This is a genomic window from Polaromonas jejuensis NBRC 106434, from assembly GCF_001598235.1.
In the GTDB taxonomy this organism is placed as follows: domain Bacteria; phylum Pseudomonadota; class Gammaproteobacteria; order Burkholderiales; family Burkholderiaceae_C; genus Polaromonas; species Polaromonas jejuensis.
Map to the genome: position 1 here is coordinate 86,737 of NZ_BCYO01000008.1, position 19,345 is coordinate 106,081.

Consider the following 19,345-nt stretch of genomic DNA (forward strand, 5'->3'; position numbering starts at 1 on the left):
GTTTTGATGTCAATTTTCTATTTTTGAATAGTCAGGTTTTCCGGGTCAGGGTCGTCTTGAAAAAGGTTGCTGGCTATGACCATTCGGAGAATTGGCTTGGTCACTTCGACGCTGTGCTCAGGCAGATGGCGCAGGTGCGGGCACAGCGCGAACTCGGCATTCAGCTCGAAGTGACCGGGTTCGACCAGGACGTTTGTTTACACTGGAACCATCTGAACACACCGAAAGACTGAGCATGGCGACGGGTTTCAAGGCCATTATTTTCGATTGCGACGGCACGCTGGTAGACAGTGAAACGCCGGGGCTGGATGTGCTGTATGAGGAGGCGGTCAAGCTGGGCGCGCGCATGACGCGCGAGGAGGCCCATGCCGAGTTTCGGGGCAGGCGCATGGCGCTGTGCGTCGAGTCGATCGGCCGGCGCCTGGCGCAGCGGCCCGCCAGCTTCGAGGCTGATTTCACCGTCCACGTGCGCCAGGCCATGGCGGCGCGCTTTAGCGAGGGCCTGCATCCGATGCTGGGCGCACTGGCGCTGGTGTCGCGCCTGCAACAGCCGTTTTGCGTGGCCACCAACGGGCCGCGCGAAAAAGCAGAACTCACCCTGGGCCTGACCGGCCTGCTCCCCTACTTTGAGAACCGGATTTTCAGCGCGTACGAGGTGGGTTCCTGGAAGCCTTCACCCGAGCTGTTTTTGCACGCAGCGCGAGCCCTCGGCGTCGAGCCACGGCACTGCGCGGTGGTGGAAGACAGCCTGCCAGGCATCGAGGCGGGACTGGCGGCGGGCATGCGGGTGTATTCACTGTGCCAGCCTGAGACGGTGCCGCCGGACCTCGCCGCCCGGATCGAGCAAATCAACAGCCTGGCCGTGCTGGACCAGGTGTTGCACGGGTAGCGCTTTGGTTCTGCGCCAGCGTGCCCGGCGCGCTTGCCGCGCCCCGTTCATGCCACTCGCCTGTAGCTGATCTCCATTAATAGCTCAGACGCGCCAGGGAACGCAACACCTCGGGCGTCGTGGTCGGGAAACCAAAAAACTCCAGGTAGGCCGGGATCTGCTCGAACAGCATGTCCGAGCCGACCTGCACCGTGCAGCCGCGCGCCTGGGCGGCGCGGAGAAAGGCGGTCATTTCCGTCTTCATCACCACCTCCCCGACAAAGGTCGAAGGCGCGATGCGCGAGACATCCATGGGCAGCGGGTCGCCTTCGTTCATGCCCATGGGGGTGGCATTGACCACCAGGTCGTAGCCGGCCGGGTCGTTGGAACCCGTGCTGACCTGAAGGGCCGGGTAGTGTTGGCGCAGGCGTTGCCCCAGGCCCTCGGCCGATGCCGCATTCATGTCGTACAGGCTGATGGCCGCAATGCCAGCGGCGGCCAGGGACGCGGCGATGGCCGAACCCACGCCGCCACTGCCCACCACCAGCGCCCTTGCTCCCTGGAGGTTCAAGCCCTTGCGCTGGACGCCGCGCACAAAGCCCGCGCCATCGAACATGTCGCCCTGCAAACGGCCATCGGGCAGGCGGCGCACCGCGTTGCACGAACCTGCGATCGCCGCCGTGGGCAACACCTCGTCGAGCAGGCCCACGGTGGTGACCTTGTGCGGCATGGTGATCAGCGCGCCGCGGATGTTGGCCAGCCTGAAAACCGAGCGCAGAAAGTCCGGATAGTCGCTGGCCTGACAGCCCATGGGCACGACCACGGCGTTGACGCCCGCCTTCTCGAACCAAGGGTTGTAGATCATCGGCGCCTTGAAGGCGTGCGTGGGAAAGCCGATGTGGGCAATAAGTTCGGTGTTGCCGTTGATAAGCATGGAAAGGCTCTACTTTTTGGCAGCCATCGCTGCCGAGACGCCGGCGCGCAGCGCCAGAAGGTAGCTGTCCACGCCAAAGCCACAGATCTGGCCCTTGACGATTTCAGCGAACACGGAGTGATGGCGGAATTCCTCGCGGGCATGGATGTTGGACATGTGCAGTTCGACAATCGGGCAGGTCAGGATGGCCAGCGCATCGCGGATGCCGTAGCTGTAGTGGGTCCAGGCGCCGGCGTTGATCAGCACCGCGTCCACCCCGTCGGTGAAGCCCTGGTGGATGCGCTCGCACATATCGCGCTCGCTGTTGGTCTGGAAGCTCTCAACCTCGACGCCGAGATCCCGGCCCAGGGCCTGCAAGCTGGCGTTGATCTCGTCCAGCGTGATGGTGCCGTACTGCACCGGATCGCGCTTGCCGAACATGTTGTGGTTGATGCCGTGAAGCATGAGAATTTTCATGGTGCTCTTTCAGGTTGATATCAATGGGTGGACAGTTCAACAACTTGTCCGGATTTGGAGGCTTGGGCAATCGCCTCGGTGATGCGCAGGTTCAGCAGGCCGTCGCGGGCGCTGACCAGCGGCTGGGCCTCGCCGCGGATGACAGCGCCGAAGTGTTCGATCTGGTGCTTGAGCGGGTCGTCGCGCACCATGCCGACCACGCCCACTTCGAATTCCTTCCACCAGGAGCGGTCTTCCGGCCTGGGGTAGGTCTTCAGGCGCATGGTGGGCACCGACAGGCTGCCGTTGGTGCCGGTGATGACGTAGCAGTCTTCATCTTCATAGGTCGGATAGGCCTTGTTTTCCTGCGAAGTCTGCTCCCAGCTGCGCGGGCAGGCAGCGGTGTCGGACAGCATGAAAGTGCCCAGCACGCCGCTGGCAAAACGCAGGTTGATGGCCACCGTATCTTCCACCGCAAAGCCGCGCGTGGCGTGCGAGGCAAAGGCCTGCACCGCCACGATGTCGCCGCACAGCATGCGCAGGTTGTGCACCTCGTGGATCATGTTCAGCAAAATAGGACCGGCACCGATCTCGCGGCGCCACGGTGCGTCGACGTAGTAATGGTCAGGCTTGAGGAAGGTGGCGCTGCCCATGACAGCGACCAGCTTGCCCAGCTTGCCGGAATCGACGACTTCTTTGGCCTTGGCCATGATGGGGCTGTGCGCGCGGTGATGGCCGATCAACACTTTGGCGCCGGTTTCATCGACCACTTTGAGCAGCTGTTCGCCTTCGGCCACGGTGGTGGCGATGGGCTTTTCCAGCAGGATGGGCAACTTGGCCGCAATGCACTGCAGCGCTTGCGGCACGTGCAAGTGATTGGGTGTGGCCAGTATCAGGCCATCGGGGCGATCCTTGGCCAGCAATTCTTCGATCGAAGTGTACAAAGGCACACCGGCTTTGGCGGCCAAGTCCACCGCAGCGGGAGAAGGGTCAACGATGGCGGAAAGGTCGCAGGTCGGGCTGTTCAGCGCTACGCCCATATGAGCCTGGCCGATGTAGCCGGCGCCGGCAACCGCAATACGTGTTTTGTTCATGGCAGAAATAGTAAAAAGGTCGATAAAAAACTGCGGAAGCAAGGTCGCCGAACGCTAGCGACCAGCGCTTTGCTTGCAGATGGGGGCCGCATGAAACTTGCGCACCTGCTTCGCGAGCGATGCACGTGGCGTGCCGGATCGATTCATTGGTTCATGCTGCCTGCTGCTGGCCGACAAGTTCCGGCTTGCGCGGGACCATCAGCCGGTGTTCGCCTTCCTGAACAACTTCTCCGCGCTGGTTGATCAGATGGATCGCCATCACCAGAATGCCCATCTCGGGCCGGCTCCTGGAGATGCGGGCATCGGCAATCCGAAACCTGGCCTGCAAAGTGTCCCCAATCTTGATCGGGCCTTTGAAGTTCCAGGTCCAACCCAGCGCAATGCCATCCTGGAAGAAAGCTGATTGCACCTTGAGGCCGTCAGTCAAGGTCAAGCCCATCAATCCATGCGCAACGCGCCCGCCGAAGTGGGTCGTCTGCGCATAGACCTCGTCCATGTGAAGCGGTGAGAAGTCGCCCGCCACGCCAGCGTAGGCCAGGATGTGTCCCTCCGTGACGGTGATGCGAGGCGTAAGACGCTCATCACCGATCTTGATGTCGTCAAAGAAGTTTCCGGGAGCCATTTGAATGTCCTTTGCGGGGGTTGGAGGGATGGTCCAGTGAACGAAAGCGTCAAGGCACCAGCAGAACCCGGCCAATGACCTCGCGGTTGGCGAGTTCGCGGTGAGCCTCGGCGGCCTTGTCGAGCGGAAGGGATTTCCAGATCGTGGGTTCAATCGCGTTGTCATGCATGAACTGCAGAATTTCTTGCAGTTCAGCTCGATTCGCGCTCTGCACACCGTGCAGCTCAAACTCTTTGATGATCAGCAGGCCGAGGTTGATTTCGACGGGCGTGCCGTGAAGCTCGCCCACAACGGCGATACGCCCCCCGGGCGCAAGACTGCGCAAACTCCCGTGAAAGGTGGGTGAACCAATCAGCTCGACCACCAGGTCCGCACCGCGGCCCTTGGTGAGCTGGCGAACGTCCTCCCCAAAGGCACCGTCGGGACTGACCACGACCTCGTCCGCACCGAGTGCCTTCAGGCGATCCACCTTGCTGGCGTTGCTCGTGATCGCGATGCTGCGAGCGCCCAGACTCTTGGTGATCTGGATGGCGGCGAGGCCCAAGCCACCACTCGCACCGGTGATGACAACGGTCTGCCCCGGCTGGATCTTCCCGACGCCACGGATCGCCTTGTAGGGTGGGCCATACACACAGGCCGCGAAGCAGGCGTGCTCGAACAGCATGCCGTCGGGAAGTTTGACCAGATTGCTGGCCAGCAGCACAGCGTATTCTGCGTAGCCACCATCCCGGGTTTGTCCAATATCGCCCAGCGTTTGCCGACAAAGGGACGGACGGCCGCGCAGACAATCAGCGCATTTTCCGCAGGCCTGGAAGTTGAAGGACGTGATGCGGTCCCCAGGAACAAAGTCATCCACGTTGGCGCCCACCTCAAGCACTTCAGCCGCCAGCTCATGGCCAAGGATGCGCGGCGGTTTCACGCGAGACCGCATGCCCGAGCGGAGAATCAGGTCAAGGTGGCATACGCCGCAGCACTTGATACGCACCAAAACTTCATCCGCCCCTGGTAGAGGCCGGGGAATCTCTTGCATTTTCAGTACGTCCGGCTCGCCGAACTCGTCCATCACGATTGCTTTCATTGCGGTCTTTTTTTCTCGACTCAAAAATGCGATCTCGCTTCTGAACCGGGTCTATGCCTACAAAAAAGACAAACGAAGCGTTGCGAGGTCGCCGAAGCGGGCGACATACGTCTGCCCCGCACGCATCGCAACAGGCAGCGTCAGCGACCCTGTCGTCAACAAGTCGCCCGCGGCAAGGTCAATGCCACGCCCGGAAAGTCCATTCACCGTTTCCACCAGAATGTCGACCGGGTCCCGAAAGAACTCGCCGGAGAAGGTCTGAATCGGTTCACCGCCGTCAATGCGCGCATCGATGGGCAAGTTGGCGAAATCGATGTGCCGCCAATTTTCAATACCGGAGGCCTCGATGTAAGCACCGCAAGCGCCGTTATCGGCTATCAAATCGTGGGTCGTTGACTTGCGGCCGCCACGACTCGCCGCGTAGCGATGGCCCGCGATTTCGAGACCCGGGTGGAGTACGAGTCCCGGCTCCAGCTCCGCACGCGTATAAAGGCGCTTTCGCGCAGGCACCCTGTTCCTGAAACGGAATGCGAACTCGCTCTCGATCTTGTAGCCTTCGAACAATGCTGCCGGCACTTGCGCTGGGCTTGTGTAATGCCGCGCAGCGAAAAGTCGACCGGTAATAGGACCGTCATGGCCTTCCATCACCTGCACGGCCGGTACAGCGGCGCCAACCTTCCAGCCGACGCATCGATCGCCGAGAATCTCGGCAAAACGATCCTGGATGACATACGCGTCCGCGCGCGAGCGCGGCGCGGCATCCTCCGCGGGGAGCGCAATGCGCCCGCCCGCGTTCCATGCCTTGACCAGCGACTGGGCGAGTTCTTCAAAATTCGGTTGCATGGCTTCCTTACGCATATCACAGATCCGCAGAGCCCATGTCAATAAAGACCCGGCGTGCCGCCCCCGTCAACAGCGATCGCGGTCCCTTGAATGTGTCGTGCGCGCTCCGAGCTCAGGAAGAGCGCAAGCGCTGCGACATCCTCGGGCGTCCCCAGCCGGGCGAGCCCTTCCCGTTCAATCTGTGCCGCGCGCTCTTCTTCAAGCGATTTCCCACTCGCCAAGGCGCGTTGCCTGAATATTTGCTCGACACGCGCGGTTTCCGTCAGGCCGGGCAGGATCGCGTTGACATTAACCCCTTCGCGCTTGCCCAGGCCCGACAGACCCTTGGTGAAGTTATGCATCGCCGCGTTCACCGAGCCGCCGATCAAAAAGCCCGGATCCGGCGTACGCGCGGCGCCGCCGATGATGTTGACCACATGTCCACGCGCGCTTGCCAGCAAGGGCCAGAACAGGCGGCAAAGGTTCACGCAGCCAAAAAACTTGAGTGCAAAACCGTCTTGCCAGGCCTCCTCGGTCAGGTCGACAAACGCGCCGGCACGTGTGGCGCCGGCGGAGTTGACAAGAATATCGCAGCGACCATAACGCCCGGAGACCCACTTGAATACTTGCTTGCACCCGTCCTCCTTGCGAAGATCGGCGGCGCAAATAGCTGGCCGCATCGCGCCGCTGCGCGCAATGGCGTCAGCCGCTGCTTCGAGATTCGACTGGGAAGAAGCGACAAGCACCGTTTGCGCACCTTCCGCAGCGAACGCCGCAGCGATGCCATGGCCAATGCCTCGGCTACCTCCCGTAATGACAACAATTTTTCCTGCGAATTCTTTAGCCATCATGTGTGTCCGTGTTGAGTGTCATGGTGAAGTCGTCAAGAGGCTTTGGCAGCCTGGGCGGCGGACACTGCAGCCCGCAACGCCAACAGGTAGCTGTCCAGACCGAAGCCACAAATCTGCCCCTTGACGACGGCTGCAAATACGGATTGATGCCGGAACTCTTCGCGCGCATGGATGTTTGCCATGTGGAGTTCAATGACCGGCATCGTCAGAATGGCCAGGGCATCGCGAATGCCATGGCTGTAGTGGGTCCAGGCGCCGGCATTGATCAGCACGGCGTCGACCTTCTCAACAAGCGCCTGGTGGATGCGCTCGCACATCTCGCCCTCGCCGTTGGTCTGGAAATTTTCCACCTCGACGCCGAGATCCCGGCCCAGGGCCTGCAGGCTGGCGTTGATTTCGTCCAGCGTGATGGTGCCGTAATGCACGGGGTCGCGCTTGCCGAACATGTTGTGGTTGATGCCATGAAGCATGAGCACTTTCATGAGCGTCCTTTCTTGTGATGTTTAAGCGTGGCGAAAGACGCGAGCGTTCAATGCCCCAGGATGTCGCCGAGGAATGCCCGGGTGCGTTCGTGCTTGGGGTTTTGGAAGAACTGCTTGGGCGGCCCTTCCTCGACGATCTCGCCACCCGCCATGAAAATGACCCGGTCCGCGACGGCACGCGCAAACCCCATTTCATGCGTCACGCAAATCATGGTCATGCCGTCGTTCGCAAGCCCGACCATCACATCCAGCACCTCCTTCACCATCTCGGGGTCCAGGGCGGAGGTCGGCTCATCGAACAACATGACTTTGGGCTCCATGCACAGCGCACGCGCGATGGCCACCCGCTGCTGCTGGCCACCGGACAGTTGCGCGGGATACTTGTCCGCTTGATCCAGGATTCGCACACGGTCGAGAAGGCGTCGCGCAGTGGCTTCGGCTTGCGCCTTTGTCTGCTTGCGTGTGTTCAGGGGTGACAGCGTGCAATTTTCCAGGACGGTCAGGTGGGGGAAAAGATTGAATTGCTGAAACACCATGCCGACTTCCGCCCTGACGGCGCCTATCGTCTTTGAATCGTTGGTCAACGGAATGCCATCGACCAGAATGCGCCCTTTTGAATAGCTTTCCAAATGATTGATGCAGCGAATCAGCGTGGATTTTCCGGATCCGGAAGGTCCGCACAGGACGATTTTTTCTCCTGCGCGGACCGACAAATTGATATCGGTCAGGGCCTGATATTGACCGTACCATTTATCGACGTGTTCCATGGCGATCATGGGTGCGGCCGCATCGGCGGTTGTGCTGTTGACTTGACTCATGGCCCTGACTCTTTCTCTTTGGACGGTTCGGATTATTTGGCGACGAAGGGAACGCCTTCAACGCTGGCGGGGAAGTTCACCATGCTCGCCCCCATCCACTTTTGTTGAACTTTTGCCAGCTCACCGTTGGCCTTGATCTTGTCAATAAACGCATTCAATGCGGCGTTCAACTCCTTGTCTTCAAGACGAGAGCAAGCACCGTTGAACAGCTGGGTGAATTCAAGCTTGTTCTCGTAGGTGTCCGGTTTGGCTTCACTGAGGCGCTTGACGTAGAACACGTTGCCGCCAACCGCTTGCACTTGCCCTGAGAGCAGCGCCTGGATGGTCGCGGCATCATTGTCGAAACGGCGGATCGTCGTGCCGGCCGGCGCATGCTTTGTCACATCCGCGTCTTGTGAACTCGCGCGGGGAACGCCGATGACGAGTTTGGCCAAATCGGCGTCACTCTTGACGGCCGTGTTCTTCGCGGCCACGAGATAGATGCTGTTGGCAACGTAGGGCTTGCTGTACTGAACTGCCTTGGCGCGGTCAGGCAGCATCGCCATGGTGGCGAAAAGCACATCGACGCGACCGGATGTCAGCGCAGGAATGCGATTGGCAACTTCCAGACCAACAAACTCAACTGGTACGCCGAGTTCTTTGGCAAAGAGCTTGCCCATATCGGCATCGATACCGTCTGCGTTGCCGCTTGCGGCATCCACAAAACCCCAGGGCGGGTTGGCCGCCTGGATACCGACGACGAGCTTGCCTTTGCTCTTGATTTCGGCAGGTGTGATGGCCGAAGCAGGACCGGCAAGGAGTGCGTATGCGGCGACCAGCGTGGCGGCGGCGCCCAGCAGCACGCGACGGCGATTCAGGAATTTGCCTATGTTTTTCATTTCAGTTGTCTCCAGGTTTTACGTTCAGGGTGCAGAAAGGGTGAGATTGAGTTGTTTGCGTCGGACGATCACCGGGCGGCCGTGGCAAGTTTGTGTTCGAGTCGCGATCCATAGAGCGATAGCGGCCAGCACATGGCGAAGTACAGTGCGCCCACGATCCCATAGACCACCAGTGGTTGAAAAGTCTGGTTGGAAACAACGCTCCCGTTGCGGGCAAGCTCTGCGAAACCCACGATGGCTGCCAGCGATGTGCCCTTGATCAGTTGCACAAAGAATCCGATGGTCGCCGGGAGGGAGATGCGAATCGCCTGGGGAAGGACGACCTTTCGCATGCGCGTCACATAATTAATGCCCAGTGCATTCGCGGCCTCTGTCTGGCCTTTGGGTACGGCCTCGATGGAGCCGCGCCATATTTCGCCGAGGAAGGCACTCGCATGCAGCGTGAATCCGATGGCGACGGACACCCATGCATCGAGCTTGAGGCCCACCAGCGCCAGTCCGTAGTAAGTCACGAACAACTGCATCAGCAAAGGCGTGCCCTGAAACACCGCGATGTAGCCGCCGGTCGCGCGCCTGAGCGCGGGAATGTGCGATGTGCGGGCCAGTGCAATCACCAGGCCGGCCATTGCGCCAAGGACCAGTCCTATGACCGACAAGGCTATCGTCCATTGAGCGCCCTTCAATAAAAAGAGCAATTCCGGGGCAGTAATTGTGTGCATTTATTTCACCGGATAGCTAAAGACGCGTTTCGCCATGGCGCCGAACCCTGTCAGCATCAAGGTCGAAATCGCGAGATAAAGAAGGGTCACTGCGCCATACACCTCGAAGCTCTTGAATGAGTCGGACTCGATGCGCTGGGCCACCGACGTCAATTCATAAGCCGAGATCGCCGAAGCAATACTGGTTGTGAGCGTGAGCAGAATGAACTGGCTGACCAGGGATGGGAATATGGCGCGCAGCGCCGGTTTGATCACGATCAGACGAAAGACTTGCAGCTTGTTCAACCCGAGTGCAAGTCCGGCTTCGATTTGACCTTTGTTGATGGCTTGTACGCCACCGCGGATGATCTCGATCGCGTAAGCACCGCCATTGACGCCCAGGGCGATGATGGCTGTCGGCGTGGGGTCCAGCTTGACGCCCGCGATCGGGAGCGCAAAGAAGATGAAGTAAATCTGCACCAGAAACGGCGTGTTGCGGATCACCTCCACAAAGGCCATCACGACCCAGCGGACCGGCGCGATATGCGAATCCCGCAACACCACGCCGATTACGCCAATGATGGTTGCAAGCAACATACCGGCAAGCGCAAGCCCCAGTGTGCCCGCGCATCCCCACAACAGATCGGGAAATCCTGCAATGACAGGAGCGAAGTCGACTTTGTAATTCATGGGAACTCTGGCTTCAAAGTCAGACCAGGGGTACGGTCAGATGGCTGATCACCGCGCGGGTATCCGGCCGTACGCCGCGCCACCAGGCAAAAGCCTCGGCCGCCTGTTCGGCCAGCATGCCGACGCCGTCGGCCAGGCGCCGCACGCCGGCGTTCTGCGCCAGGCGCAAAAAGGGCGTCAGGCCCTTGCCGTAGGCCAGCTCGTAGGCGAGGCAGCCCTCGGCAAACACGGTGGCCGGCACCGGGGGCAGCTCGGCGCGCAGGCTGGCCGAGGTGGCGTTGAACACCACGTCGAACTGCTGGCCGGCGAGCTCGGCGTAACCGCCGCCGCTGACCGGGCCGTGGCCGGCCAGTTCGGACGCCAGCGCCTGGGCCTTGTCCACGGTGCGGTTGGCGATCACCAACTGCGCGGGCTTCTGCTCCAGAAAGGGCAGCAGCGCGCCGCGCGCCGCGCCGCCGGCGCCCAGCAGCAGCACGCGCTTGCCGGCGAGCGGGCAGCCGAGGTTGTGCGTGACGTCGCGCAGCAGGCCCACGCCGTCAAAGTTCTCGGCGAAGACGCGCTCGCCCTCGAACTTCATCGCGTTGACCGCACCGGCCAGGCGGGCGCGCTCCGACAGGTCGGTGGCGTAGGCGAAGGCGTCGAGCTTGAACGGCGCGGTGACGTTCATGCCGCGGCCGCCGCTGGCGCGAAACGCGTCCACGGTTTTGGCGAACTCGCCCAACGGGCCAAGGATCGCCGTGTAATCGATGTCCCTTCCGGTGGCCTGGGCAAACATGCCCTGGATCAGCGGTGACTTGGTGTGGCCTATGGGGTTGCCGATGACGGCGTATTTGTCTGTCATGTGGAAGTCTCCTTAAGCGTTGTAAAGCACGCCGTCGGCCTGCATGGCCGCGATCGCCTCGTCGCTGAAGCCCAGGCTGGCGGCAATTTCAGCGTTGTGCTGGCCCAGGTCCGGCGCCACCTGGGTGACGGTGGTGTCGCAGCCCGAGAAATGGAAGGGCAGGTTGGGCAGGCGGATCTTGCCCAGCACCGGGTGGTCCTGCTCGATCACCATGCCGCGGGCCTGGATCTGCGGATCGGCCAGCACCTCGTCGATGCGCTGCACCTTGGCGCACGGCACGTCGATGGCGTCCAGTGCCTTCAGCACATCGGCCACGCTGCGCTGCGCCACCCAGGCGCGGGCGATGGGCAGGATCTCCAGCCGGTTCGCGTTGCGGCCGGCCGTGCTGTGAAAGCGCGTGTCGGCGCCAAAGCCGGCCGGGCCGCCGGTCTGCTCCACCAGCGCCGCAAAGCGCTTCCAGGCATCGTCCACCTGGGCGGCGATGACCAGGTCGCCGTCATTGGCGCGGAACACGCCGTAGAGCGTGGATTGGGGCATGTCGTGGCCGGTCTGCACCGGCACTTCCTTGCCGCCCGAGAGGGTGTAGCACTGCACCGCGTATTCATGCATGGACACCAGCGTGTCGTACAGCGCCAGGTCGATGTGCTGGCCTTTGCCGGACTTGACCCGGCCCAGCAGTGCTGCGTTGATGGCCGCCACCGCGTGGATGCCGGTGTACATGTCGCCCAGGGAGATGCGCAGCAGCGGGGGCGCCTCGCCCGGCGTGCCCACCATCTGCATGATGCCGCTCTTGGCTTCGGCGATCAGGCCGAAGCCGGCGCGGTGTGCATCGGGGCCCGTGTGGCCGTAAGCCGAAATCGAGCAGTACACCAGGCCCGGGTTGCGGGCGGCCAGCTCCTCGTAGCCCAGCCCCAGCTTGCCCAGCGCGCCGGGGCGGTAGTTCTCGACGAACACATCGGCGCTGTCCACCAGCTTTTGCAGCAGCTCGCGGCCGCGCGGGTCCTTGATGTTGACGCACAGGCCTTTCTTGCCCATGTTCTGCTGCAGGAAGTAGCCGCTGTGGTTGCCGACGAACCAGGCGTGCTGGCGCCCGGCGTCTCCGCTTGTGGGGCGTTCGACCTTGATGACTTCGGCGCCCAGTGCCGCCAGGCAGCGGCCCACATAGGGGCCGGCCAGGAAGTGGCTGTAGTCGATGACGCGGATGCCCTTTAACGGCAAGTCTTGGGTGCTCATGGTGTTCCTTGCAATCAGTAAGTGCCGGGTCGGCGCGGGATCATCAGGCGGTGTTCGCCTTTTTGAACCACCTGGCCATCCTGGTTGATGAGTTCGGTCGGCAGCACCACGATGCCCCAGCCTGGCTTGCTTTTGGAAGCCCGCATGCTGCCCACGCGGAACTTGACGTGCACGGTGTCGTTGATCGCGATCGGCAGCAAAAAGTCCCAGGTCCAGCCCAGCGACATGCCGGGCAGGAAGCGGTATTCGCTCTGCGTCTTCAGGCCATCGGCGACCGATTGGCCCATCAGGCCGTGCGCGACGCGCTGGCCGAAGTGGCTCTTGCGCGCGTAGTCCTCGTCCACATGCACGGGCGTGAAGTCGCCCGTCAGTTCGGCATAGGCGTCAATGCGCTCGGCGGTAACCAGGTAGGTCGGGCTGGTGCATTCGTCGCCGACCTTGGCGTCGTCCCAGTATTTTTCAGGGGTGGTGAACTGGATATCGGGTTTGGGCATGGGGTGTCTTTCAGTCAGTCAAGGCAAACGGGTCAAACTAGCCGCGCGGCTTCACGGCGAGGGCCTGGGCCACGCTGTTGCCGCTGGCCTGGATCAGTTCAATGGCCAGGCCGTCGGGCAGCTGCAGCCAGTTGCGGCCTTGCGGCAGCGGCTTCACACCCCAGTTCTGCGCCTCGGCCAGGACTGCGTCCAGGTCTTCGACCATGATGCCCAGATGGGCGAGCCAGCCGGCATCGTTGGAGGGCCGCGCCTCGAAGTCCGGCGTGCTCATCAGCTGCATGCCGCCCAGCGTCCAGTACTGGCGCGGGGCGTCCGTCGGGCCGTCGATCTCGCGCACGTCCATGCCCAGCACCTCGTAGAAAAAGTCGATGTGCCAGCGGATGTCTTTCACGCGCACGGCGACGTGCTCGACATAGGATTTTTGGGTGTAAGCCATCAGCGTCTCTTTCAAATCATTGAGTTGGGCAAGCCGCGCTCAATGCCCTTGACACAGGCCACCAGGGCCTGGTTAACCGGGGTGGGCACGCCGCACTTCGCGCCCTGGCGCACCACGGCGCCATTGACGTAATCGACCTCGGTGGCGGAGCCTTTTTCCAGGCTTTGCAGCATGGAGGCCTTGAACTCCGGGGGCAGGCCTTCGGCCGCCCTGACCCAGGCGTGGCGCGGCTCGGTGGTGTCCAGACGGATGCCGCTGGCGCGGGCCACGGCCATGGCTTCGGCCACGGCCGCCACGGCGCAGGCCTCCACTTCGGGCACCTGGTAGAGCGCGCCGTAGGGCAGGCGGGTGATGCCGCTCAGGGCGCCCGTGGCCACGTTGACCAGCAGCTTGTCCCACATGGTGCCCAGGATGTTGTCGCTGACGGTGGTCTGTAGCCCGGCGTGGTTGAAGGTCTCGGCAATGGCGCGGGCGCGGTCCGTGATCACGCCGCTCAGCTCGCCGATATGGGTCTGCTTGCCGCGCGTGCCGGCAATCACATGGCCAGTCGCCAGCTGCGTGCCGCCTACATAGGTCTTGCCGGCGAGCACGCGTTCAGGGCCGACGATCCCGGCCAGGATGTCCTCGTGGCCCAGGCCGTTTTGCAGCGACAACACCACCGTGTCTGGCCCCAGCAGCGACATGGCGTTCTGCATGGCCTGGCGGGTATCGAAGGACTTGACCAGCACGATCACCAGCGCCACCGCGCCCGTGTCCATGTTCACGCCCTGGGCGGTGGTGGCGGCGTGCACCCGCACGACACGGTCGACTCCGTCATCGCGCAGCATCAGTCCGCGGCTGTTCATGGCGTCTACCTGGGGGGCATTGCGGTTGATGAGCCAGACCTCATGGCCGGCCTCAGTCAGCACGCCGCCTATGGCACAGCCCAGCGCACCGGCACCCAAAACACAAATCTTCACTACAAGCTCCTTAGGGATTCAGGAGCGGATTGTGGAGAGACCCTTTCATACCGTCCATACAATGAAGACAATACATGTCATTGCGCATCACAATAGAGGTATGGATAAAGAACTTGAACTGCTGGACATCAAGCTGCTGCGCCTGCTGGACCAGCTCTATGCCACCCGCAGCGTCACACGTGCGGCCGAAGCCCTGGGGCAAAGCCAGCCCACGCTCAGCATCTGGCTGGCGCGCCTGCGCAAGCAGCTGAACGACCCGCTGTTTGTGCGCACCGCCGAGGGCATGCTGCCCACGCCGCGCACCGATGCGCTGATGGGCACAGTGCGCGAGGTGCTGGCCGGCCTGCAGCGGCTGTCCGAGTCAGGCGCCGAGTTTGACCCGCCCACGGCCCGCCGGCGCTTTCGCATCGGCATGACCGACGCCAGCCACATCACGCTGCTGCCGCGGCTGCTGTCGCATGTGCGGGCGGTGGCGCCGGGCGTGGCGCTGGAAGCCGGGCGCATAGACGGCGAGCTGGCGCGCGCGCTGCAGTCCGGCGACGCCGATCTGGCGCTGGGCTATCTGCCCTGGCTGGACGCCGGCTTTTACCAGCAGACGCTGTATGGCCAGGACTGGATCTGCCTGGCCAACGCCCGTCATCCGCGGGTGGGCAGCGAAGCCGGCAAGGACTGGAACCTGGAGGCCTACCAGGCCGAGGCGCATATCGCCATCAGTTCGGGAACCGGCTACCAGCTGCTGGACAACGCCCTGGCGTCACAGCATGTCTCGCGCCGGGTGCTGCTGGAGCTGCCGGGCTTTCTGGGTCTGGCAGGCATTTTGTCCACCACCGACCTGATTGCCACCCTGCCCCGCCACATCGGCGAAACCCTGGCCCGCGCCGCCGGGCTGCGCGTGCTGCCCTGCCCCCTGCCCATCCCTGGGTTTACCGTCAAGCAGTATTGGCACGCCCGCTACCACCACGACAGCGCCAACCGCTGGCTGCGCGGCCTGTGTGCCGAATTGTTCATGAAAAGTGCTTAAACCCCAGGCAATACGGGCGTAACAAGCTACCAATTTAATAGCACACTCAAACCCTGAACTATCGCGGCAACCACCCGTCCCGGCAGTTTTACGTCGAGCCGGTCCACATGGGCCGCGCCACCGCTGCGGCCCCCATTGCAAGAAGCAATGGCGTGTATTGGCTCCCGTGTCTGGACGAAGTGAAGACGCCTGTTTATCGTTCGTGTCGCAGCCGGCTGGAACTGTGCCCATTGAGCGCGGCCTCGCGGCCGGATGAAAGAACACGACATGAAAAAAACCATCAACTGGGGCGTGCTCGGCGCTGCCGCGATTGCGACCGGCCGCACCATGCCGGCATTGAACGAAGCGCCGAGCGCAACACTGCTTGCGCTCGCTTCGCGCGACGGCGCCAAAGGCCGCGCGGCGGCAGAGGCGCTCGGCGTGCCGCGCGTGTACGCCAGCTACGATGAACTGCTCGCCGATCCGGACATCGACGCCGTTTACGTGCCGCTGCCCAACCAGCTGCACTTGGAATGGTCGGTGCGCGCGCTCGAAGCGGGCAAACACGTGCTGTGCGAGAAGCCGCTGTGCCTGACGGCCGCCCAGGTGACGCAGCTTTGCGCGGTGCGCGACCGCAGCGGCCTGCACATCGAGGAAGGCTTCAGCTTTCGCAACCACCCGCAGTGGGCCAAGCTGGACGACCTGCTCGCAAGCAACGCCATTGGACCCGTGCGCGCGGTGCATGCCACCCTGGCAAAACAGTTCCTCGACCCGGCCGACGTTCGCAATAACCCGGCAGCCGGCGGCGGCGCGCTCTACGACCTCGGCTCCTACGCGATCAGCGCCTGCAATTTGATCTTCAAGCGCCAGCCGACGCGCGTGGTGGCGGCGCTTGAGCACGACCCGGCCTTCGGCATCGACCGCCTGTCGAGCGCGCTGCTCGACTACGGCGACCGCCACGCGGCGTTCACCGTCGCCACGCAGGCGGGCCCCTCCAGCTGGGGCTCGCACCAGCAGCTGTCGGTGCTGGGCGCCACCGGCTGGTTGCGCCTGGACTTTCCCTATGCGCATGGGCGGCCAAGCGCGTGCCGTATCGAGCTGGGTGACGCCACCAGCGTGGGCTCTTTTCCGACCGAGACCTTCACATTCGAGCCGGTCAACCAGTACACCCTTCAGGTCGAGCGCTTTTCACGCCTGCTGCTGGGCCACCAGGAAGCGAGTTGGCCGATAGAGGATGCGCTAGGCACGCTGCGCACGATCGAGGCGCTGTTCGAGTCCGGACGCAGCGGCGCCTGGCAGGTGTTGCCCAGGCCATAAACCGGGTTGGGCCCCGCGATCAGCGCGTGTTGCACCCCATGGGCATCGAGCACATGGCAGCCGATTTTTGGCGATGCAGAGATGGTCATGGCTATTTCGAGTGACGCGGCCGGGCCCATGGCAGTTGTGAACTGGAACAAAATACGCTGACGAAAAGCTGAGGGAAATACAGGCGATGATGGCCAACCCTCCATGCCATCAGGAACATGGAACGCATTGCCAAACGACATGGCGCCCATTTCCCCCATGACATGGACGCCATGATGCGCATCGCCTACATTCAAAACCCAATTATTCGCATCCAAGATGAGCCCATCCGTTTTCAACCGCACCACCGAAGACGTCGGAAACATCGTCGAGTTCGGTCACGTCAATATCCGCGTGCCGGACCAGCAGCAGGCGCTCATCTTCTACATCATGGGCCTGGGCCTCACACGCGACCCCTACCTGAGGACCGGCGTGGACAACGCCTGGATCAATGTCGGTACCTGCCAGTTCCACCTGCCAGTCGGACCGGCCCAGGTGCTCCGTGGCATGACCGGCCTCGTCATGCCGGATCTGGATGCCTTGCTTGCACGGCTGGGGAGTGTTGCGCCGCGCCTGACGGACACGAAGTTTGCCTTTGTCCGCACCGGCGAATGCGTGGATGTCACCTGTCCCTGGGGCAACCGTATCCGCGTGCACGCGCCAGACTCCGCGCGTTTTGGCCGGATGACGCTGGGCATGCCCTATGTGGAGATTGACAGCGCCCCCGGTAGCGCCGCGGGCATCGCCCGCTTTTACAGCGAGATCCTTGCGGCGCCAGCCCACATCGGCAGCGACGCCACCGGCGCCTTCGCGCGTATTCCCATCGGCCTCGGCGAGAGCCTGGTATTCCGTGAGACCGGCCGCGCGCTGCCGCCCTTCGACGGCCACCACGTCCAGATCACCGTCGCCGATTTTTCGGGCGTGCACCGGCGTCTGCTCGAACGTGACCTGATCACCGAGGAAAGCAACGAGAGCCAGTACCGCTTTCAGGACATCACCGACCTGGACACGGGCGAGGTGCTGGCCACCCTCGAGCACGAGGTACGCAGCATGCGCCATCCCCTGTACGCACGCCCCCTAGTCAATCGAAGCGCATAGCAGGCACGCGGGCGCACGACACTGTCAGGCACGAGGCCGCGGCGTGGTGGATGCCGCCGCATCATGAGTGTCTTGAATCAGTAGGTGGCACGCCCGCCGGACAGGTCGAAAACGAAGCCGGTCGTGAAACTGCATTCCGGGCTGGCTATCCATGCCACCATGGCCGCGATCTCGGGAATGGTGAGGAATCGCCCCATGGGAATCTTGCCCTTGGCAAGCGCGATGTGCTCGGCGGTCATTTCCTTGAAGAGCTCGGTCTCGGTGATCACCGGGGCAATCGCATTGACGAGCACGCCGGAGTCCGCCAATTCCTTGGCCAGCGATTTCGTCAGGCCAATGACACCGGCCTTTGCTGCGGCATAGGCGGCAATGCCCGGATTGCCTTCCTTGCCGGCAATCGACGACACATTGACAATGCGGCCGTAGCCGCGCGCCCGCATCTGCGGGACGACTGCCCGGCAGCAGTAGAAAACGCCCGAGAGATCGACCGCCAGCACCCGCTCCCAGGCTTCAACCGGGTAGTCCCACACATTGGCCACCGGGCCGTTGATGCCGGCATTGTTCACCAGGATGTCCACCAGGCCGACGGCTGCCGTCGTGGCGGCAAATGCCTTTTCGACCGACGCATGATCAGCGACATTCACGTTCGCCAGAAAAGCCGGTTCAAACCCGGCGCTGGCCGGATCGAAGGGACTGGTGTCGATGTCCCAGACCACGACGCGGCAGCCTTCGTCGGCCAGCCGCTTCGCAATACCCAGTCCGATGCCACGAGCGGCACCGGTGACAACGGCGACCTGGCCTTTCAATTGCAGGTTCATGGAAGGTTCATTCAAGGGAGTTGGTGATGCTGCCCCGCGTCATGTTCCGGTCCAACGCGGTTTGCGCTTTTCGGCAAATGCGCGCGGGCCTTCGATGGCGTCGTCGCTGGCCAGCATGCGTTCGGCGGCGTCATAACGCGCCCGCATCGCAGCGGCCAGGTCGGGTTCATTCAGGCTTTGCAGCATGACCTGCTTGGACGCCTGCAAGGCCAGGGGCGCGCAGGCCAGCAAGGTCTGCGCCAGCGCACGGGCGCGCGGCATCAGCTCGGCATGCGGCACCACCTGGTTGATCAGGCTCAGACGGCGCGCCTCAAGGGCATCCATGCGCTGGCCGGTGAGCACCAGCCACATGGCATCCTTCATCGGCATCTGGCGCGGCAGGCGCTGCAGCACGCCACCGCCTAGCGCGGCCAAACCCACCAGTGGCTCGGGCAGCGCAAATTCAGCCTGCTCCGAAGCAATCGCCAGGTCGCAGGCCGCGACAATTTCCACGCCGCCGCCCAGGCAGAGACCGTTCACCGCGGCGATCACGGGCTTGAACAAATCAAAGCGGGACGTGATGCCGGCAAAGCCGGTAGTCGGCTTTTCATGGCTGCCGCTGCTGGCCAGTGCCTTGAGATCGGTGCCTACGCAAAACGCCCTGTCGCCCGCGCCGGTGATGATGGCCACCCTCAGGGCCGGATCGGCGGCATAGAGATCGAATGCGCGGGCCAGTTCTGCATGGGCCTCGGGATGCAAGGCATTGAGCACCTCGGGCCGGTCCAGGGTCAGCGTCAGCACCGGCCCTTCGCACTCAAAACGGCAATGACGGAAATCAGGGTGGTGCATGCTGGCGACTGAGCGGACCGATGC

24 protein-coding genes are annotated in these 19,345 nt (G+C 62.8%); 5 read left to right on the top strand and 19 right to left on the bottom strand.

Going from position 1 to position 19,345, the window contains the following annotated elements:
* Nucleotides 1–56: 56 nt before the first annotated feature.
* Nucleotides 57–233, top strand: coding sequence for a hypothetical protein (locus PJE01S_RS25160; RefSeq protein ID WP_157090304.1), 177 nt, complete (start codon nt 57–59; stop codon nt 231–233).
* A 2-nt stretch (nt 234–235) separates the two neighbouring features.
* The gene (locus tag PJE01S_RS11795) at nt 236–889 is read left to right on the top strand and encodes an HAD family hydrolase (protein WP_068833817.1); all 654 of its coding nucleotides are present in this window, start codon (nt 236–238) and stop codon (nt 887–889) included.
* A 76-nt stretch (nt 890–965) separates the two neighbouring features.
* Here PJE01S_RS11795 and PJE01S_RS11800 read toward each other — a convergent pair whose 3' ends face one another.
* The 17 genes from PJE01S_RS11800 to PJE01S_RS11880 all read right to left on the bottom strand — a co-directional run bounded on the left by PJE01S_RS11800 (nt 966) and on the right by PJE01S_RS11880 (nt 14,233).
* A complete protein-coding gene (locus PJE01S_RS11800; RefSeq protein ID WP_068833818.1) occupies nt 966–1,802 on the bottom strand; it encodes a shikimate dehydrogenase family protein in 837 nt (278 codons plus the stop codon).
* 9 nt (nt 1,803–1,811) lie between these two features.
* Complete coding sequence (aroQ, locus tag PJE01S_RS11805) at nt 1,812–2,258, bottom strand: type II 3-dehydroquinate dehydratase (RefSeq protein WP_068833819.1); 447 nt, start codon at nt 2,256–2,258, stop codon at nt 1,812–1,814.
* A gap of 20 nt (nt 2,259–2,278) precedes the next feature.
* Nucleotides 2,279–3,331, bottom strand: coding sequence for a Gfo/Idh/MocA family protein (locus PJE01S_RS11810; RefSeq protein ID WP_068833908.1), 1,053 nt, complete (start codon nt 3,329–3,331; stop codon nt 2,279–2,281).
* A 151-nt stretch (nt 3,332–3,482) separates the two neighbouring features.
* Complete coding sequence (locus PJE01S_RS11815) at nt 3,483–3,953, bottom strand: MaoC family dehydratase (protein WP_068833820.1); 471 nt, start codon at nt 3,951–3,953, stop codon at nt 3,483–3,485.
* Nucleotides 3,954–4,002: 49 nt separating this feature from the next.
* Nucleotides 4,003–5,031: an alcohol dehydrogenase catalytic domain-containing protein gene (locus tag PJE01S_RS11820; RefSeq protein ID WP_068833821.1), complete on the bottom strand. Its 1,029-nt coding sequence runs from the start codon at nt 5,029–5,031 to the stop codon at nt 4,003–4,005.
* Nucleotides 5,032–5,088: 57 nt separating this feature from the next.
* Nucleotides 5,089–5,889, bottom strand: coding sequence for a 2-keto-4-pentenoate hydratase (locus tag PJE01S_RS11825; protein WP_157090305.1), 801 nt, complete (start codon nt 5,887–5,889; stop codon nt 5,089–5,091).
* 23 nt (nt 5,890–5,912) lie between these two features.
* Nucleotides 5,913–6,701 (bottom strand): SDR family oxidoreductase, encoded by a 789-nt coding sequence (locus tag PJE01S_RS11830; RefSeq protein WP_157090306.1) that lies wholly within the window; start codon nt 6,699–6,701, stop codon nt 5,913–5,915.
* 35 nt (nt 6,702–6,736) lie between these two features.
* The gene (gene aroQ, locus PJE01S_RS11835; RefSeq protein ID WP_068833824.1) at nt 6,737–7,186 is read right to left on the bottom strand and encodes a type II 3-dehydroquinate dehydratase; all 450 of its coding nucleotides are present in this window, start codon (nt 7,184–7,186) and stop codon (nt 6,737–6,739) included.
* Between the two features lie 47 nt (nt 7,187–7,233).
* Nucleotides 7,234–7,962 (bottom strand): amino acid ABC transporter ATP-binding protein, encoded by a 729-nt coding sequence (locus PJE01S_RS11840; protein ID WP_157090307.1) that lies wholly within the window; start codon nt 7,960–7,962, stop codon nt 7,234–7,236.
* A 74-nt stretch (nt 7,963–8,036) separates the two neighbouring features.
* Nucleotides 8,037–8,882 (bottom strand): transporter substrate-binding domain-containing protein, encoded by an 846-nt coding sequence (locus PJE01S_RS11845; protein ID WP_068833825.1) that lies wholly within the window; start codon nt 8,880–8,882, stop codon nt 8,037–8,039.
* 68 nt (nt 8,883–8,950) lie between these two features.
* Complete coding sequence (locus tag PJE01S_RS11850) at nt 8,951–9,601, bottom strand: amino acid ABC transporter permease (RefSeq protein ID WP_068833826.1); 651 nt, start codon at nt 9,599–9,601, stop codon at nt 8,951–8,953.
* Complete coding sequence (locus tag PJE01S_RS11855) at nt 9,602–10,270, bottom strand: amino acid ABC transporter permease (RefSeq protein WP_068833827.1); 669 nt, start codon at nt 10,268–10,270, stop codon at nt 9,602–9,604.
* 19 nt (nt 10,271–10,289) lie between these two features.
* A complete protein-coding gene (aroE, locus tag PJE01S_RS11860; protein ID WP_068833828.1) occupies nt 10,290–11,111 on the bottom strand; it encodes a shikimate dehydrogenase in 822 nt (273 codons plus the stop codon).
* Between the two features lie 12 nt (nt 11,112–11,123).
* On the bottom strand, nt 11,124–12,344 hold the full coding sequence (locus PJE01S_RS11865; RefSeq protein WP_068833829.1) for a CaiB/BaiF CoA transferase family protein: 1,221 nt from the start codon (nt 12,342–12,344) through the stop codon (nt 11,124–11,126).
* Nucleotides 12,345–12,358: 14 nt separating this feature from the next.
* The gene (locus PJE01S_RS11870) at nt 12,359–12,838 is read right to left on the bottom strand and encodes a MaoC family dehydratase (protein WP_068833830.1); all 480 of its coding nucleotides are present in this window, start codon (nt 12,836–12,838) and stop codon (nt 12,359–12,361) included.
* A gap of 37 nt (nt 12,839–12,875) precedes the next feature.
* Nucleotides 12,876–13,274, bottom strand: coding sequence for a VOC family protein (locus tag PJE01S_RS11875; protein ID WP_068833910.1), 399 nt, complete (start codon nt 13,272–13,274; stop codon nt 12,876–12,878).
* Nucleotides 13,275–13,285: 11 nt separating this feature from the next.
* Nucleotides 13,286–14,233, bottom strand: coding sequence for a ketopantoate reductase family protein (locus tag PJE01S_RS11880; RefSeq protein WP_068833831.1), 948 nt, complete (start codon nt 14,231–14,233; stop codon nt 13,286–13,288).
* Between the two features lie 100 nt (nt 14,234–14,333).
* Between PJE01S_RS11880 and PJE01S_RS11885 the strand changes: the two genes are divergently transcribed.
* The 3 genes from PJE01S_RS11885 to PJE01S_RS11895 all read left to right on the top strand — a co-directional run bounded on the left by PJE01S_RS11885 (nt 14,334) and on the right by PJE01S_RS11895 (nt 17,675).
* Nucleotides 14,334–15,254: a LysR family transcriptional regulator gene (locus PJE01S_RS11885; protein WP_068833832.1), complete on the top strand. Its 921-nt coding sequence runs from the start codon at nt 14,334–14,336 to the stop codon at nt 15,252–15,254.
* A gap of 267 nt (nt 15,255–15,521) precedes the next feature.
* Nucleotides 15,522–16,550, top strand: coding sequence for a Gfo/Idh/MocA family protein (locus PJE01S_RS11890; protein WP_169804378.1), 1,029 nt, complete (start codon nt 15,522–15,524; stop codon nt 16,548–16,550).
* Between the two features lie 306 nt (nt 16,551–16,856).
* Entirely contained in the window at nt 16,857–17,675 is an 819-nt protein-coding gene (locus PJE01S_RS11895; protein ID WP_068833834.1) for a VOC family protein, read from the top strand.
* Between the two features lie 77 nt (nt 17,676–17,752).
* Here the strand turns inward: PJE01S_RS11895 and PJE01S_RS11900 are convergent, their stop codons facing one another.
* Together PJE01S_RS11900 and PJE01S_RS11905 are read right to left on the bottom strand one after the other, a co-directional pair.
* On the bottom strand, nt 17,753–18,493 hold the full coding sequence (locus PJE01S_RS11900) for an SDR family NAD(P)-dependent oxidoreductase (RefSeq protein ID WP_068833835.1): 741 nt from the start codon (nt 18,491–18,493) through the stop codon (nt 17,753–17,755).
* A gap of 39 nt (nt 18,494–18,532) precedes the next feature.
* Nucleotides 18,533–19,321 carry an enoyl-CoA hydratase-related protein gene (locus tag PJE01S_RS11905; protein ID WP_068833836.1) on the bottom strand — a complete coding sequence of 263 codons (789 nt, stop codon included), beginning with the start codon at nt 19,319–19,321 and terminating at the stop codon, nt 18,533–18,535.
* Nucleotides 19,322–19,345 lie beyond the last annotated feature (24 nt).